At 42.4% G+C, this 17,213-nt stretch carries 11 protein-coding genes and 1 riboswitch; of the genes, 2 read left to right on the top strand and 9 right to left on the bottom strand.

Features of this window, described 5'->3' with window-relative positions; translation table 11 throughout:
- Positions 1–26 precede the first annotated feature (26 nt).
- Positions 27–1,886 (top strand): patatin-like phospholipase family protein, encoded by a 1,860-nt coding sequence (locus MKY52_RS09970; protein ID WP_341051158.1) that lies wholly within the window; start codon positions 27–29, stop codon positions 1,884–1,886.
- Positions 1,887–1,984: 98 nt separating this feature from the next.
- Here the strand turns inward: MKY52_RS09970 and MKY52_RS09965 are convergent, their stop codons facing one another.
- The 6 genes from MKY52_RS09965 to MKY52_RS09940 form a co-directional block, all read right to left on the bottom strand.
- Positions 1,985–2,620, bottom strand: coding sequence for a response regulator transcription factor (locus MKY52_RS09965; protein ID WP_341051157.1), 636 nt, complete (start codon positions 2,618–2,620; stop codon positions 1,985–1,987).
- Between the two features lie 55 nt (positions 2,621–2,675).
- On the bottom strand, positions 2,676–2,945 hold the full coding sequence (locus MKY52_RS09960; protein ID WP_341051156.1) for a LemA family protein: 270 nt from the start codon (positions 2,943–2,945) through the stop codon (positions 2,676–2,678).
- Between the two features lie 227 nt (positions 2,946–3,172).
- Positions 3,173–8,986, bottom strand: a complete 5,814-nt coding sequence (locus tag MKY52_RS09955) for an NPCBM/NEW2 domain-containing protein (protein WP_341051155.1) — start codon at positions 8,984–8,986, stop codon at positions 3,173–3,175.
- Positions 8,987–9,244: 258 nt separating this feature from the next.
- Positions 9,245–9,331, bottom strand: a riboswitch (cyclic di-GMP riboswitch).
- Positions 9,332–9,488: 157 nt separating this feature from the next.
- The gene (locus tag MKY52_RS09950; protein WP_341051154.1) at positions 9,489–10,061 is read right to left on the bottom strand and encodes a hypothetical protein; all 573 of its coding nucleotides are present in this window, start codon (positions 10,059–10,061) and stop codon (positions 9,489–9,491) included.
- Positions 10,062–10,170: 109 nt separating this feature from the next.
- Positions 10,171–11,154, bottom strand: coding sequence for an EAL domain-containing protein (locus MKY52_RS09945; protein WP_341051153.1), 984 nt, complete (start codon positions 11,152–11,154; stop codon positions 10,171–10,173).
- 55 nt (positions 11,155–11,209) lie between these two features.
- The gene (locus MKY52_RS09940; protein ID WP_341051152.1) at positions 11,210–11,893 is read right to left on the bottom strand and encodes a Crp/Fnr family transcriptional regulator; all 684 of its coding nucleotides are present in this window, start codon (positions 11,891–11,893) and stop codon (positions 11,210–11,212) included.
- Between the two features lie 134 nt (positions 11,894–12,027).
- Between MKY52_RS09940 and MKY52_RS09935 the strand changes: the two genes are divergently transcribed.
- Entirely contained in the window at positions 12,028–12,879 is an 852-nt protein-coding gene (locus tag MKY52_RS09935; protein ID WP_341051151.1) for a leucine-rich repeat domain-containing protein, read from the top strand.
- Positions 12,880–12,947: 68 nt separating this feature from the next.
- On the opposite strand, the gene MKY52_RS09930 is transcribed toward MKY52_RS09935, so the two are convergent.
- The 3 genes from MKY52_RS09930 to MKY52_RS09920 form a co-directional block, all read right to left on the bottom strand.
- On the bottom strand, positions 12,948–15,488 hold the full coding sequence (locus tag MKY52_RS09930) for an ABC transporter permease (protein WP_341051150.1): 2,541 nt from the start codon (positions 15,486–15,488) through the stop codon (positions 12,948–12,950).
- Position 15,489: 1 nt separating this feature from the next.
- Positions 15,490–16,161 (bottom strand): ABC transporter ATP-binding protein, encoded by a 672-nt coding sequence (locus MKY52_RS09925; RefSeq protein ID WP_111505951.1) that lies wholly within the window; start codon positions 16,159–16,161, stop codon positions 15,490–15,492.
- An 82-nt stretch (positions 16,162–16,243) separates the two neighbouring features.
- Positions 16,244–17,212, bottom strand: coding sequence for a sensor histidine kinase (locus tag MKY52_RS09920; RefSeq protein ID WP_341051149.1), 969 nt, complete (start codon positions 17,210–17,212; stop codon positions 16,244–16,246).
- Position 17,213: the final 1 nt, after the last annotated feature.

Raw genomic sequence — 17,213 nt, 5'->3', positions numbered from 1 at the left:
TCATCTCCACATAAGGAGGATTCAAATTGCATCTTTCCTACATAGACTACCCTATGCTTGAGCACCTGTCCGTTGAAGAATTACAACAGTTAGCTCCAGAAATGCAAGAACAGCATTATGAACCCGGCAAGCTTATCATGCAAAAGGGCGAGGTCAGCCAGCGGGTTTATATTTTGGTATCCGGTCAGGTACAAGTATTTATTAGTACGGAAATAAAGGTAGAATTGGCTATACTCTCGAAAGGCCAGTTCTTCGGGGAAATGTCCTGTCTTACCGGAGACCCCATCAGTGCACATGTAGAAGCGATCGATAACGTTCATCTAATATCCGTATCCAGAAGTGGCATGCTGCTGTTGATGGACAAAAATCGCGAGTTCCGGAGCCAGATCATCCAATCCATGATCAAGAGAATCCAAAATTCCAACGAACGTGTACTGGAAGAGCACTCGAAAAGTCAGATCATCATGAAGCTTCATGAATCTGAGGAACAAGAGCGTTATGGTGAACTGATCGGAGAAAGCGCCGAAATGCGCACACTTCTCAGGTCGATTGAACATCTGTCGACGGAGCGGGTCCATGTTGTCGTGATAGGTGAATCCGGTACAGGGAAGGTAAATGCAGCAAGAGCACTTCATTACCGAGCAACGAACGGACAATACCCGCTACTGGTGTTAAATGTAGCAGACATGAGCCTCGTTGATTGGGAGACCAAGGTTATTGCGGCAAAAGGAGGAACCATTGTCATCGAGGAAGCAGAATGTTGTCCTTCTGAGAAGCTACTACAGCTGCTGGAGGCAGCTGCACAGATTCGAATCATCCTGACTAGCACTTGTCCCTTGAAGATTGTTTCACACTTAGCGGTCTTGCCTGTGCCTCCTCTTCGTGAGCGAACTGAAGATATACCGCTGCTTGCGCAATACTTTCTAGAGAAAGAAGGAGCGGGCAATGCGCAAGAAATCCTCTCTCAAGATGCCCTGAGCATGCTGTCCCTGTTCCCTTACCTCGACAATAATGTAGAGGAATTAAGAAATATCGTGAGGGAAGCCTATATTCGGAGCGAAGGACGTATGATCTACAGTCACCATCTCCGCTTCGGCCGAGTCCGTAAAGTAGGAGACCGCCCCGTTATTGGTCTGGCGTTAGGAAGCGGTGCAGCCAGAGGCATGGCTCACCTTGGGGTGTTAAACATTCTGGAGCAGGAGGGCATTCCCATAGACATGATCGCAGGAACAAGCGTCGGATCTATGGTCGGAGGAGCCTATGCAGCCGGAATGTCTGTAAAAGAATGTATGAAGGTTCTTTCTACGATCAGTTGGGGACAACTGGTGCGTCCAACCTTCCCTATGCGGTCCCTTGTTCATAACGCGCCCATCATCAGCTTTATCGAAAAGCATGTCGGTAAGCATCTAATTGAGGAGCTGCTTATACCCTTTGGCGCGATAGCTTCAGACGTCTCCACCGGTGAGGCTCATATCATGAGGACGGGTTCGCTTGCACATGCCATTGCCGCAAGTACAGCCGTTCCCGTAGCCATGCGACCTGTCAACTATCAAGGAAAGCACTTAGCCGATGGAGCCATTGTTCATCCTGTGCCAGCTGCGCTAGTAAGAAGCATGGGAGCTGATATTGTGATAGCAGTTAACGTTTGCCCTGAATCCTTCACGAAGGGAGCAGCCAGACATCTAATAGATTCCTTAATGAATACGATTGACATCATGAGCGCAAAGCTGATAAAGGAAGAGCTGCAATTAGCAGATGTAATCTTGCGTCCCGATCTTGGCTTCAATCAAATCAGCTTTAAGGATGCGGACGATTACATAGCCGCCGGAGAAGTGGTAACAAGAGAAGCGATGACCCAAATCCGCCAAAAAATAGCCGCTTCCTAAATACATTGCATACAAAAAAAGAAAAATTCAGGAGGTGTCCCAAGAGCTATGAACTGCTACTGGTACACCTCCTTGTATTTAATGCTAATGTTATATTTCTACTCATAACACATTTCATATTTCGTTAGCCCTATCGCGTTTGCGTACAATGCTGCCTGTGTCCGATCATTAACCTGCAGCTTCGCTAAAATCTGGCTGACATGCTTCTTCACCGTAAATTCACTGATATATAGACGTGTAGCAATCGTTCTGTTGCAAGCACCTTGTCCAAGTTCAATCAGTACTTCCTTCTCTTTCGGTGTTAATTCATCCGCCGGACTGCTGCCGCTAATACGCATCTTTTCTTCCATTAGACCAGGATCATAGTACTTTCTCCCTTTATGCACCAACTGGATAGCAAAGAGTAACTCCTCCGGCAGTGCCTCTTTTAGGACATATCCATCTACTAGTACTTCTTCAGCCCTCAAAAAATCCTCTCTGCTCGCAGAGGAAGTCAACAGAATGAACTTACTAACCATGCCGCGAGCACGTGCTGTCTTAATGATATCCAAGCCCGATTCATCAACAAGCTTAAGATCAATGAGAACAATATCTGGCTTTGTCGCTTCAATCACATCAAATGCTTCTTGACCATTCGTAGCTTCACCAGCCAAATGCACACCTGGCTGCATTGAAATGACAGATGCCAGCCCTCTTCTAACTAAAGGATGATCATCCACAATAACGATTTTCATAGAAACGCCTCCCTCTAAATCTCATGACAATCTTAATTCTCTATATCAAGTCCACTTAGGATACCGTCCAATTAACGTCTGCCCGTTTGGCCCCTTCCATCTTGAGCAGGAATTCCGACTTAAATCCAATAGCCCCTGCAAATAAAAAATTAGGAAAAGTACTTATCATCGAATTATAGCTTGTCACATTTTCGTTATAGATACGTCTGCTAGCAGATAGATTTTCCTCTAAAATATTGATCCTTTGTTGCAATTTGATATACGGATCGCTGGCCTTAAACTCTGGATAATAGTCTGCCTGAACATTAGCAAAAGATTCTCTCACACGATTACTCATGCTGAACATTCGTAGGCTGGAACAGTTGAACCATCTGATTCATTATAATTAATAGACTTGTCTGGTTATAGTGAGCGTTGTCATCACTTCTGTCATATTACAAAATGGATGTTTTTTACATAATACGAGTCTCATATTACGTAAGCCCAATATAAAAACAGGCGAATCATGGTGGAATACACCACAATTCGCCTGCTTTCTTCTGCCTATGGGATTTAATTGTTATCAATAAAAGAAATTAATTGCACGAGATTACCTGCGACTTGGTAAGTTAACCCCAGCATGTAAGTTCCCTTCTCCTCGTTCGATAGGTCTATGGTGAACACATCAGGATTAGCTGCCCATTCATTCATATCAAACATGATTTCTTTAGATGTTCCAGTGTTTCTGACCCCTGCTGAATTAGGGATCACTTTACTGCCATCGAGCCCTTTCACCGGATTGGTCCATTCAACCACAGGTCCCTTTAATCCTCCCACCTCTACCACTTGAGGGTCAGCCAATAAGCTCGTTAGTTTAGTTAACCCTTGTAGTGGGGAGAAATCAGTGATTTCATTTCCAGTAATATCAAGTGTCTCTAGGTTCTTAGCATACTGTAGACCTTCCAAGGATCTAGCTCTTCCGGTCTCGCTCGTTAACGTTGTAAGGTTATACATATCCCCTAGCGTTAGTTCTCCAGTTACGCCTAACGTAGTCTTGATCGAAGCACTTAAATATTTGTCCGCAATGGTAATGACTTGCGTAAGGTCTATTTCGGTCAGACCTTCTGTTGCTTGTTGTAACGCTGCTGAGACTACATCTATTTCACTTTGTGTGACAGAAGGATTAGTCAAAGCCGCTTCTGCAATCGAAAGGCTTGCCGTAAATACCGCAATACTCTCAGCCGTGAAGCCTTCTAGAGAAATTGCTTTTGCCGCTGCAATGGCTTGCTCCAGATCTCCAGTGAATAGGTGATCTCCATTCGCAAAATGTAGTTTGGTTCCTCCCCATGTAGCATGGTCAGATCCGTTGCCATTTCCGCCGTCTGTAACGACTAATTTCAGCTCTTTAGCTCCGTTAATATCCAATTCGATGAACTTCTGCGGATCTCTGGAGCCCATAACCCCACTATCGAATTTCTTCTCTCCATCGACAAACACTTCAAAGCTCACCGAACCGACCGTACCATACATTTGTCGATCTACACCCACATAGGAAGTGAAGTAGTCCGCGTTCTTATCGCTTAGATCGTATACAATCGTCGAGTTAGAGTGTGCTCCAATCCCTCTCTCATAGGACACTACTTGATTGCTCTCATCGGTTAATCTCAGCGTATTGGCACTAATAGATTTATCCTTCAAAGGCGCAGTATAGCTGTTCTGAGTAGAATTCCAGTCGTAATCCGTCAGATACGTAAAGTCCGTCATGTCTACAACGGCAATGGTTCTAGTCTTCGTGGTCGTATTTCCATCACTATCCGTTACTGTATAAGTAATCGGATACTTTCCAGCTCTGCCCCATTTAACTTGATTTTCACCCGTAACCTTTACTTGAGCCGTCAAGTCACCATCTTCTGAATCCATTGCTGAATAGTCCGCACTTACTGCTATGGCTTGCCCCACTTTGGTGGATACAGAGTTAGCTATGGTAAGCTCTGGCGTACTGTTTAGAATCATAAACTTCGCATCAGCGAAATCACCGTGGTCTGAAGCATTTCCGTTGCCGGCATTATCTAGTACCAACTTTAATTCACTTACACCCTTCACAGGGATCCGAGCTAATTTAGCTTCCGTGCCAAATTTCATCAGTCCGCTATTATACACTTCTATCCCATCGGCGAAGATTTTGAAGATCACACTAGAATTATTTTGCTCTGGGATATTTCGGTCAACCCCTACATATGTTTCAAAATATTCGAAATTAGCACCCGCCAGATTATACACGATCTCGGAGTTAGCATGCGTTCCTAAGCCCTTAGCGAACTCTTTGGTTACGCCATTTACGAGTAGCTTAATCGGATTGTTAGAACTTGCCTTATCCTTACGAACAACATTATAATCCGTTCTTGCCGACTGCCAAGCTGTATCACTCAAGTATTTACTAGCGCTATACACAACGATTGTTCTGGTCTGCACAGCTGTATTCCCATCCCGGTCTGTAACTGACAGTTCGACGTTGTAAGTGCCTGTTTTGCTTGAAGTAAAACCATTCGGACTTACCTCAACGGCTCCAATCAAGTTACCATCTTCCTTATCAACGGCTGTAACATCGGTCAAAACATCAAATTCACTGTTCAGCTTAATAAACGTTGTCTCTTCAGGCACTGTGATAGTAGGCTTGCTTGAAGTATTCGTAAACTTCGCATCCGCCCATACCGTATGATCTGAAGCATTGCCGTCTGTAGCATCTGTGGTAACCAGCTTCACTTCGCGCGCGCCTGTCACAGGTATTTTCACAAATTCATGCTCTGTTCCTGCCCGGAAAACATCGCTCGCGAATTTCTTCTCTCCATCTACATACACTTCAAAGGTTGCAGAGGATGGCTTTCCTTTCATCGCTTGATCGATCCCGATGTAGCTTTCAAAGAAGTCATAACCTTTACCCTCAATATCATAAATAACTTCAGAGTTCGCATGTACACCGATTCCCTTGGTATAGGTCGCAGCTAACCCTTGTCGAACAAGGGTGATGATTCCACCAGAAACGGCTTTGTCTTTCTTTAATTCACCCCAACCAACAACGACTGACTTCGCATTAAGATCCGAAAGATAAGCATAGTCACTCGTTACCGTAACCAGTGTAGTTTTGGTTTCTGTAACCCCTTCGTTCTTCACTTCATATACCACTTCGTAGTCGCCTTTTTGCGTTACATTAACGGTATTTGCTTTCAGGGTGACATTAGCAGTAATATCGTTTCCTTGATAGTTAGTCGCTTTTACATAGCTCATCGGATCAAAAGCTTGATTAAGCTTTAACGTGATTTGATCTTCAACAGATAACGCTGGCTTGAAGGCTTTAACCTGTACCGGCTTCAGTGGGCTCAGCTTCTTATCATAACCAACGATCTTGTACGTATAATTGATGCTGTTATCTACATTCGTGTCCACAAACTGGTCAGTCCCTGTAAACCCTACTAACTTATCGTCTCTATACACCTCATAACCTAAGAAATCTTTCTTAAGATCCTTATCTATACTGAAGCTTAATGTGTTCGATTTAGCAGTAGTGTTAGGCGTGATATTAACCTTTATCGCAACATTCTTATCTGCTATTCCTGTTCCCTCATAATGAACCACTGAATTGTTTAAATACCAGAGCTTTTTCGGTGCTGGGTATTTAGCTAACTTCTCTTTCGTTTCAGGATTCACAGTGAAGCCATGTCTGGCAAAATAGCTACTTAGGTCTAACCCCAGCACTTCAGAGGAGAACTCCACCAAATACTGCTGCTTGGAATTGTCGCCGTTCGGAAGGGAGACCTTCCGCTCGCGGTACAGCTTGGTCAGTTCTGTCCAGTAACCCGGATGCGCCAATTCTAACTGCCAATAGGCACCGAGCTGTGCAAATAAGCCCTGCTGATTCATAACCACTTTATTTTCTTCGATTACATATTTATAAATATCACTTTCAAAAGGAATACGAGTATCCATCGAGTCCGCATAGACTGACATCAGCATAGACACCATATTATTGGTTACTTCACCATATTCTCGTTCACCCATCGCCAAGCGATGCCCTATTTCATGATTCAATCCCCAGCCTGGATAGACTTTGTTAAAATCACCTAACATCGTCCCTACGGTCCCAATTTGTATCCCTGTATGATCTCCCGCTGCATACATCGCACCATAAGGCTGCATCAATCGGATGTTCTCACGAATTAGCTTCGCATCATGAATCACACTACTGCCATCCAAGCCATAGAAGTCAAAGATCGTCTTCATCCAAGTATCATAGCCGGTTACGGTACCCAGCGGATCATTTTCTTGCGTAATAAACTTGTTATAAGCTTCTGTCGCAGTTCCTGTGAAAATAACATGATCGCTGACCATTTCCACCACATCGATGAGCTCGCGATCTTGAACATTCGGATGCGCTGCCTTATCTTCATCTAATTTTTGTTTATAGGTGGTTAAGAAGGCTTTAAATTGTTCAGGATCTGTAGTCCTGGTCATCATAGGGATCTTGGTAAGCCCCTCGAACCGGATCATAGGTGCTTTACCTTGTTCCTCTGCTGTATATGGATTGACGATATACACTGTACCGCCCTTAGTCACTTCATGTGCATAATAACTATTCGTAGCAAATTCAGGAACGGTTATAATATTCTTACCTGGACGCAATTGCACACCTCTAGCCCAAACATTCCAAGCCGCCTCTTGTTGAGAAAAGACTAAAGAAGGTAGTTTATCGCTCGAAGCTGCGTCCACATAAACGTTGATTGTATCTCCAGGCATTGCAACGAGACCTGTAGGCTGGTTGTTCGTACCGAAACCAATTCTCAGGTTTTCCTGCGCATGCTTTTTCATATCTCCACGTTGTTCCGCCTCAATGATGGTGCCTTCGGTTTGAACTTCACCATTCACTAGCTTCTTAGCTAAATCCAAAGAATCTTTCAGGATTGGATAGAGCGGATGTACTTTTGCCGCTTCTTCTAATTCGTTGATTGCATTGGCGCTATTATAAGCAGGAACAACCGCACTCATCGTGCCATCTGTGAAAATACCATTTACAGCTTCACTTACTTTATCCTCTGTATAAAATCTAAATTCAGCCGCAAAAGGTCTGTTGATATTAGCTTTTGTGAACTTAAATTTTAATCTTTTAAACTTCGTCGGTTCGAATTTAAACTCCAGAAAATCATTGGTACTAATCGCGGTTCCGCTAGATACAAGTTGGAAGGTCTCTCCTTTACTCGTCTCTGATACATAGATTTCAAAAGCCTCTGGGAAGCCTTTGCGGTTATCTCTAGCCAGAAAAGCCAATCTATCTAGTACTTTCGCTTGCGCTAATTCAAACACGACTTCATTCGTGAAGCTGTCATCATTGTTTTTGTTCGTTTCCCAGTGTGTATTCGGCTGGTCATCGAGCATGTATTCCGGTTTGGTACCTGGATAGCTCCCACCGTTCACCGTTACTTTTGATACGTTTGAGTTGGGCATTCTATAAGCTTCGCTATAGGCATTTTCGTATGCTGTACCATAGCCTTTTAGCTTCGAAACCTTAGCCGCTGTTGCCTCTATTTGATGGTTCTCCAGAAGTACGTTTGCATTCTCTATATCTGCTTGAAACTGCGCGTTCAGTGGATGTGTCTGCACTTCTTGTTCTAAAGCCGTTAATTTCTCCACCGTATTAAATGCTGCGCTAACTTGACTCAAGGTATCGTCTGTAAATAAATTTTTCATTTTAGCGGATACGGTATCTTCTTTATAAAAAGAAAACTCAGCCGCACTCGCCCAATCTTGGTTAGCTTTTTTGAAGACAAATTTAAGTCTCTTGAAGGCTGTAGGTGCAAACTGAATCTCTACTACGTCACCTGCTCCGCCTTTATATTCTCCAGAGGATACTAGCGTATAATCGCCTGCATCCGTAGTTGAGCCATAAATATCAAATTCCTGAGCAAACCCCTTCCCCTTTGCACTGGATTGTCTTGCAGCGTATACGATTCTATTTAATTCAGTGGACTCATTGAAAACAAAGACAACCTCATTCGTAAACGTTGAACTGTTCGGTTTGCCCGTTTCCCAATGCGTACTCATATCGCCATCCATAGCCTTAGCTATAGGTGAACCTGAGTAGTTGCCACCGTTATTGGTAATGGATTTAATATTCGCAGGATTCATTCTAAAAACATCATTATAAGCGCTTAGGATAGCCTTGCCGTACAGATCAAAAGGAATAACTGACGCATTGCTGAATAGGTCAGCCTTGCTTTGTACTACAGTGTTCACTACACTTACCTTGCTTACATCACTTGCTAAAGCATAACCTGCCTCACTCGAAAAACTAGCTAACATGGCTGCCGATGTAGCGATCGCAATCATTTTTTTCATCTTTTCTACCCCCTAGATGTAATATGAATCTCTTCCGTGCCTAAAAATAGGCACAAAAAAAACTACCCCAAAAGAGTAGCTTGATTGCGTATAAAGTCGCATAAAAACTAAGACTTAATTTTTATTAAACTTTAACAAGCATAAACGCCTTCGGCGTCCTTATAAGGACGATAAGGGTTTAGGCGAGAAATATAAGACATTAAGTATAGGTGTATAACTTAACCTTTCTTATATTTTAACAAAAAGCGTAATACACTCTTTGGCAGCTGGCTGACAATAGTTATGATAACCTTAGTCCCTATAGCTTTGCGTCCCTACATTTCCATAGGTTTGCCTATGAAGTTTCGAATACATTACAAAGAGTAACATAACGCTACATCTGATCGCATGATTAATTGGTATGAAATCCGAATAGGTAATTGCAATTACTTTTTCTATCGTGATAGATATTATTTATCGACTATCCCGGAAGAGAGAGGACACTTTAGGACTGGAGGTCTACTTAACTCCCCGCACCAAACAAACGCCGGAACCAATTCCACACATCGCCCGTGATGGGAATTAATCCGAAGCCATGCTCGCCAACTGCGATTAGACCATATGCCCATTGGCCAATAGCTACTGCTCCCCCAGCAATTCGTCCTATGGCTACCGCCCCAAATGCCGTATCACCTATGGCAACAGCTCCCAACGCTTTTTCGGCTATCGCGATCGCTCCTACAGCCACTCCTGCAATGGCAATCGCCCCAGCTGCGAAGCCAAGCCAGCTAATTGCTATCGCTCCAAGGGCTAACCACATTCCTAGTGATATTGCACCCACGGATAGAACCCCTACGCTTATCGCACCTATGGAAATCAGGCCAACAGCTATATCTCCAATGGCAATTAATCCAACAGCTGTCTTCACTTGTGGCTTGCTTCCGTGACCATACCCCTGACCTGAGTATCGACCCAAATTGCTGCGAATACTTACCACCGGAAATGATGGAGACGGCCATTGATAATCAATTTCTCGTCCACCTAACCCTCTAGAATCCGCCCAGCGTGTGATGTACTTATGCCATTTCATATCCATCCCGTCCCCCTTCTCAATTACCTTAATTATACAACCCCGGGGGTTGGCTGTACTCAGACTCTGACCTGAAATTCACCTCATCCTCTAGACGGAGTTATACTCATTAGGATCACTGTTTGGGAATAGGATCAGGCTTTCCAAATAAATATCCCTGAAACAACTGATAACCACTCTGCTTAAGCCATTCAAAGTCCCCTCTAAACTCCACACCTTCTGCTAAAGGAACGGATTGGATTTCTAAAGCTTTTTCTAAAAATTGTTTAGCTATTTTCTGTTTGTTCAGATCGCTGGACACACCCTGAACATATTTCATATCCAGCTTCATGTAATGGGGTTTAAGCTCCAACAACATCTCGATCGTGCTGAAGCCCTCGCCAACATCATCTAAAGCGTATTCAAATCCCCGATCCTTGTAATATGTCAAAATAGCTTTCAAATGAGCGAGATCATCCACTTTCTCCGTCTCAACAACTTCAAAGACAAAAAGAGAGGGATCGACGCCTAATTGATTGGCCAGTTCAATGGTTGATCTTAAGCAGAACTCTGGCGCGTAGATCGACGTTGGGATAAAATTAATAAAGGTTTTTTTATTTAAGGGTGCAGCATATTTTACAGCAGTCATTCTACATAACCGGTCTAAAGCATATAAACGCCCACGATTCCGTGCCGCTGCAAAAATCTCATTAGGATAGATAAGGGACCCATCTTCTTTTTTAAATCTGGATAGGAGCTCGTATGCAAAAAGCTCTTCCCGTACGTTCACAATCGGTTGGAAGTGACAAGTAACTAAACCCTTAGTTATAACCTCATCAATCCACTCCATATCAAGTACAGTGGGTAATTCGGATAGAGGTCTCCATGTTTGGTCATCTATACGGAATTCAACCTGCTCCGACTCCATATGGTCATTACAGAAATCTAGAAAATCCCGCACCCCAGCCTCCTTAATCGTAATCACATTTTCTTCTACCTTATGTATCGTATTACTTCTACTCAAGTGATGAATAACCTCAGGTAAAATCCTTAGATTAAGCTCACCATGAGCCTTGATTTCAAAATTCAGCTCTCTTACTACACAATGATTACATGCCACATTCATAACCCCTTTAACAATCAATTCTCTGAAAAAGATCCCGGAACTGCTCTTCTCAATCGAAATCCGTATACTCTAGTAAATACGTCGGGTCTAACACGGTGATCTGCTGATGTTGAATATCAATAATCTTTTGCTCTTGCAGATCTTTAAGCACAAGGGTAGCCGTCTCCCTTAACGTTCCGATCATATCCGTGAACTGCTGATGGGTCAGTCGGAGATCAATCCTCTGCTGGCCTTGCTCCTCTATCCCGAATCTTTGGTATAGTCTTCTTAGTGTAAAAATCGCACGCGCTCTCGCATCATGAAATTTCATTTCATGTAATAACCGATTCGATAAAAATAAACGGTCCATTTGCAGCAGCATCAATTGTTCCTTAATCAACGGGTAATCGGCAAGCATCTGCTCAAAAGGCTCACGTTTAATCACAAATAATACAGTATCATTCATAGCCACCGCAGACAGCACTCTTATATTGGAGGGATGGATCACTTCCAGATCGCCAAAGAAATCGCCTTTTCCAAAAAGATCTACGGTATGCTCTTTCCCTTTCGTGGTAGCGTACACCCTTATAATCCCCGAATAGATAATGTAGGCGTGATCCCCCGGATCTGATTCTGTAAACACTAGAGTCCCCTTGGAATATGCCTTATAAGTGAATAATCTTGAGACCGCCTTGATCTCCTCGGAGGGTAAACCCTGAAAAAAGCGAATGCCAGTCCAAAAAGAAGCTTCCATCTCATTATTCCTTTCTAAAACATTCCATAGTTTTGTATGCCAACATACTGATAATAAATCATCATCCTGTTATATTCTATCGTAACACTGCACCATGAACATGATGCCGAACAAATAACAAGGGAGACTCTTTTATGAGATTTAATTTTGACGGAAAAGGACTTACCGAAACGCCAGAGATCATTTTTGAAAGTAATCCCCTACTCGAACTCAGCATGTACAACAACCACATTAAAGAGATTCCCGATCAGCTCTTCCTTCATGATGAATTAGAAGTACTAAATTATGCGGGTAATGAAATCGAACAGTTATCCGAGAACATCGGTCGCTTAGTTCACCTAAGAATGTTGGATTTAGGCCATAATCGACTGAAGGTATTGCCGGAGACAATTGGCGGACTGCAGGGGTTAGATTCTTTTCTATACCTAAGCAATAATCAGTTTGAACAGCTGCCGGACCAGCTTTGTAATCTCCAGAAACTCAAGTATCTGAACGTAACAGATAATCATCTAAAGCAATTGCCTACCCGTATAGGCGAAATGAGCAGTCTAATTGAATTGCGGCTTTATTATAATCAGCTAGAACGTCTACCCGATTCGATCACACAAATTAAAGGGTTAAAAGAGATTCATCTTTACGGTAATCAACTGGTCGTATTGCCAGAGCATTTGGGTGCTTTAGAAGAACTGCGGATACTCGATATGAGTGATAATCGAATCACTGAACTGCCTTCATCCATCGGTAAACTAAGCAAGTTAAGAAGACTTAACCTTCGAAAAAATAAACTGAATAAGCTGCCTGAGGAAATAGGTCAATTGAGCAGCCTTGTTGAGCTTGATTTAAGAGATAATAACCTGCAAGAAATCCCGAATTCCCTTTTACAGCTTGAACGATTAGAGAAACTGGATCTAAGATGGAATCACAGCTTAAGAAGAACAGACATTTTAGAGCAATTAGAGCAAAGAGGATGTATCGTTTATAAATAGTCACACTGATAAACAAAAAAGGGAACAGACTTGGACCTTTCGCCCAATCTGTTCCCTTTTGTTCAAGCTTAAACTGTATCTCTTAATCGTTCCACAACACTTTGCTTACTTATACTCCGAAAGGCAACATACGGAATAATAACAGACAGCACAAGTAGCGCAGGATATGCCATCAGTAAAGGGATAATGGTGAACTTATAACTGAAGAACCACAAGTTCCCGACCACACCTCCAATAACTCCATAGGAAAAGAGTATACCGAGAACAAGCGAGACAATGATCGTCGCAGCTGCATAATATAGTCCTTCAAAAACTACCATCTTACGTAATTGTTTATCCGTCATACCAATACTTTGCATAATCGCAAACTCTTGTCGACGGGATAGTAGGCTAGTCAGCATGGAATTAATGAAATTCAAAATACCTATCAAACCAATGATCAAGCATAACATTCCACCGACATTGATAAGCATGCTTTGTAGTCCTTTAAAGCTATCTAGTAAGGTCAGCTTAGAGTCATAATTCATAAGAGGCTCAGTATCTTTCGTATAACTCTTCAAAAAGGTATCCATAGCTTGCTCATAGTTTTTCTCAACGTTAAATGCATAAGTCATAACTATAGGCCGTTTAACAATCTTAGTAAATTCATCTGCAGGCAGGTACATCGTAAAGCTGCTTCCCCTGCGATTGGTATTCGTATAATAGTCTGTTTTTGCTTTCGCTATAACTTCATATTCATGCATTTGACCATCTACAGTGATCTGTACCTTCTCCCCAATCTTGTAGCGATCAACATCCCATTGAACATTATCATGATCATCAGCAGGTAATCCTTCAATGATATATTTTCCCGTCGCAAGCTTGTCTAAATCCAATTCTCCTTCCACGATGTCAAGCCTTGAGAAAGGCAAATCCTCTAACCCATATAAATCAAGTTGTTGATCATCACCTTCAGGGAGAAGAAGACTATGACCGGAATAAGCGATTCGATTGTCGCCAGTATAGTGAATCTTACTATCACTCAAATTGTAATATAATTTACCGCCCTCTTCGAATCCTGGCTGAGACTTTACAGCATGAATAAAGCTTTCAGATAACTCATCTTCTTCAGAACGAAACATATTCAGATTAAAATAATTGGCATGACCGATCAGGAAGTCCGTATCTGCGAATTTCGAAAGATACTTATCCATATCCATTCCCTTAGAGAGCGTAAATACAGTATTAAGCACTACTAGACTAAGCGAGAGTGACAATACTACTAACAGCGTACGCTTTTTGTTGCGGCTGAGATTAGAGCGTGCCATTTTATGCAGCTTACCACCATCGGTACCCTTCTTACTGGTTTTATGGATATGATCGGTAACCTCACTGTAACGTACCGCCTCCACAGGGGAAACACTACCTGCTATCTTGCCAGGCTTACGAGTACTAATAAATATAGTGATTAGCGCAAATAATGCCGCTCCAATAAATATAATTGGATTCAGAGAAACTTCGGCTACTGTGGCCCCAATTTCACTGACTCCTACAATCATTGGTAAACAAGCTTTACCTATGACGAATCCAATTACTAATCCAAAGGGAATACCGATTACAGAAAGCAGTAGTGCTTGCTTAGTAAGCATGCTTTTAATCTGTTTAGACGTTGTTCCAATCGTTTTCAGCAATCCATAAAATTTAATATCCTTAATGACGGAGATTTGAAAGATATTAAAAATGATCAAATATCCTGTGATAATAATCAGTATCGCTGCTGCAGCGGCAGATACGAGGGTTGATGGATCTAAATTAAAACTTGATGATAGATATGCCCAGTTCGGATTACCCTCAATATCGGTGGAGCTCGCGGGACCTACACTATCGTCTGAACGATAGGTATAGCCGCTTTCTGTGACTACTTGTTCAAGCTTCTGCTGAATATTTCGGCTATTGCTGAACAGAATATCTGCACTGATTGTACCTGTCATATCATAATCCGTTTTATAGGTGAGCGGTATATCAGCCAAAACCGTATCTACAAATGCTTTGGACACCACCGCAGTTCCCACATTTTGGGAAGCTGTATCACTTTCCCAAAAACCGCTTAACACGAAATCCTTATGATAAATCTTTTCTTTAATCGTATAGGACAGCGTTACTTTCTCACCTACCAGATGAGGAATTCCGAGCAGATCCAAGGTCATGCTGTCTGTAATAATCTCATCTTCTTGCTGTGGTATACGCCCTGTCGTTGGTGCAGTGAATCGTAGCTTAGTATCCGCTTCATCCTCATACCGCATCTCCACGGGACGCTTCAAGAACTCTGGATTATCAGCATACGTAATGAATTTGTTATAACCAATTTCTTTAATCAGCGGATGATCTTTGATCGCGTTGAACTGCTCTTCTGTAATGTACTTAAGTGCCCCATGAGCACTACCCCCACTTTGTCGCATCGTTTGGTTCTGAAAGCTCTCTCCCATCCCTATACCGATCGTAAACAGCGTGGTAAATAAAACAGTAGTTAATGCAATCGCAATAATCGCCATCAGATTTCTAGTCTTGTTAGCTTTAAAGCTGGCAAAGGCAAGCCGAGATACAATCTTCCGATTGGAAACCTTCATCATGTTACTCACCACCTACAATTGTGCCGTCCTCGATGCGAATCACACGGTCCGCCAATTGAGCGATTTCTTCGTTATGAGTAATCATGACGATCGTTTGATTGAATTGCTTACTTGTTACCTTTAGTAATCCCAGCACATCCATACTAGTCTTGCTGTCCAAATTACCTGTAGGTTCATCAGCCAGAATGATTGCTGGTTTGGTGGCAAGGGCTCTCGCAATGGCTACCCGTTGCTGCTGTCCACCGGAAAGGTTATTAGGCAGGCTATACAGCTTGCTCTCTAGTCCTAGCGTTGTCACAATTTGTCCAACAAAATCTTGATCTACCTTATTCCCATCGAGTTCAATGGGCAAGACGATATTCTCAAATACATTCAATATCGGTACTAAGTTATAGTTTTGAAAAATAAACCCGATCTTGCGGCGACGAAAAATCGTCAATTCATCATCTTTCAGATCAAAGATGTTCTTCCCTTCAACCAATACCTCACCGCTAGTAGGACGATCCAGACCTCCTAGCATATGTAGCAATGTAGATTTACCACTGCCCGAGGTTCCTACAATGGCAACGAACTCTCCATTCTCTATAGCTAAATTAATACCATCTAAAGCGCGTACTTTATTCAGTTCATTTCCATAATGTTTCATCAGATCACAGGTCTCTAATATTTTCATCCGATATCATCCTCCATAAGAAAAAATCTATACCGTAAATGCCTTTAGCATCCTACGATATAGACTATAACAGCCACTTCTTTCATGCTTCTTTCGGAAATCTATCAGTATTGAAAGATTTGGAGGGAGAAGGCTCTCTCGGTAGGAAGATTGAAAAGGTGGAACCTTTTTGAACAGCGGAGCTTACTTTGATATAGCCCTTTTGCATCGTTATAATCTCTCTTGTCAAGTAAAGTCCTATACCTACACCTTCCACCTGACTCACCTGAGGCGAGCGATAGAAGCGTTTAAAAATCAGATTAATCTCATGTTCCTCCATACCGATACCCGTATCTGTAATATCCATACGTATGAATAACTCATATGCTGTGGTAGAGATCGTAATCATACCCTGTTCAGGTGTGTATTTGATGCTATTATCCACAATATTAAAGAGGGCCTCCTCGGTCCACTTGGGATCAAATATGGCAGTTAACGCCTCTTCACATTCTATATTGAGACTTATACGCTTGAGTTGTGCTTGCTCTTCTACCTGGGCAACTGTACATTGGATTAAATCCTTAATTCGATTGGGCTGCGGATTGACATAGATAATTCCTGCCTCCATTCGTGACGTCTTAATCAACGCGTGGATCAGGAAATTCAATTTCTCCGATTGCTGTGCGATCTGGCTACTCAGATCTGCTGTAGGACTGCCTGTTTGCTCTTGCTCTTGTAATAGCTGGACATAGAGTAGAATATTAGCGATGGGTGTCTTCGTCTGATGCGATATATCCGAGATTAGCATCTTAATGCGATTTTTCTCCCTACTAATATCCCGCTCACCTGTGGTGGACGCAATTAGAAATCGATTCAGCTTCGTCTCCATTTGAGACAGCATTGTTTCATCATAGCTGGATTCCGCAAACGTATTATTAATGGCCTTATCCAACATCGAATTCATTTGATTAAACATAGCTTTGTTATTGCGATTATAAATGAACGCGGTCAAGCTACTAGCAATAGCAGCAACAACTACCGCCACGATCACATACATATAGACATTTGTCATG

The organism is Paenibacillus sp. FSL P4-0184 (assembly GCF_038004625.1).
In the GTDB taxonomy this organism is placed as follows: Bacteria; Bacillota; Bacilli; order Paenibacillales; family Paenibacillaceae; genus Paenibacillus_AQ.
The sequence above is the reverse complement of the archived record's forward strand: the minus strand, read 5'-3'. Positions and strand labels throughout refer to the sequence as shown.

Coding starts and splice junctions, on each gene's coding strand:
- MKY52_RS09920 (WP_341051149.1), bottom strand. CDS start 17,212: ATGACAAATGTCTATATGTATGTGATCGTGGCGGTAGTTGTTGCTGCT.
- MKY52_RS09925 (WP_111505951.1), bottom strand. CDS start 16,161: ATGAAAATATTAGAGACCTGTGATCTGATGAAACATTATGGAAATGAA.
- MKY52_RS09935 (WP_341051151.1), top strand. CDS start 12,028: ATGAGATTTAATTTTGACGGAAAAGGACTTACCGAAACGCCAGAGATC.
- MKY52_RS09930 (WP_341051150.1), bottom strand. CDS start 15,488: ATGATGAAGGTTTCCAATCGGAAGATTGTATCTCGGCTTGCCTTTGCC.
- MKY52_RS09955 (WP_341051155.1), bottom strand. CDS start 8,986: ATGAAAAAAATGATTGCGATCGCTACATCGGCAGCCATGTTAGCTAGT.
- MKY52_RS09950 (WP_341051154.1), bottom strand. CDS start 10,061: ATGGATATGAAATGGCATAAGTACATCACACGCTGGGCGGATTCTAGA.
- MKY52_RS09940 (WP_341051152.1), bottom strand. CDS start 11,893: ATGGAAGCTTCTTTTTGGACTGGCATTCGCTTTTTTCAGGGTTTACCC.
- MKY52_RS09965 (WP_341051157.1), bottom strand. CDS start 2,620: ATGAAAATCGTTATTGTGGATGATCATCCTTTAGTTAGAAGAGGGCTG.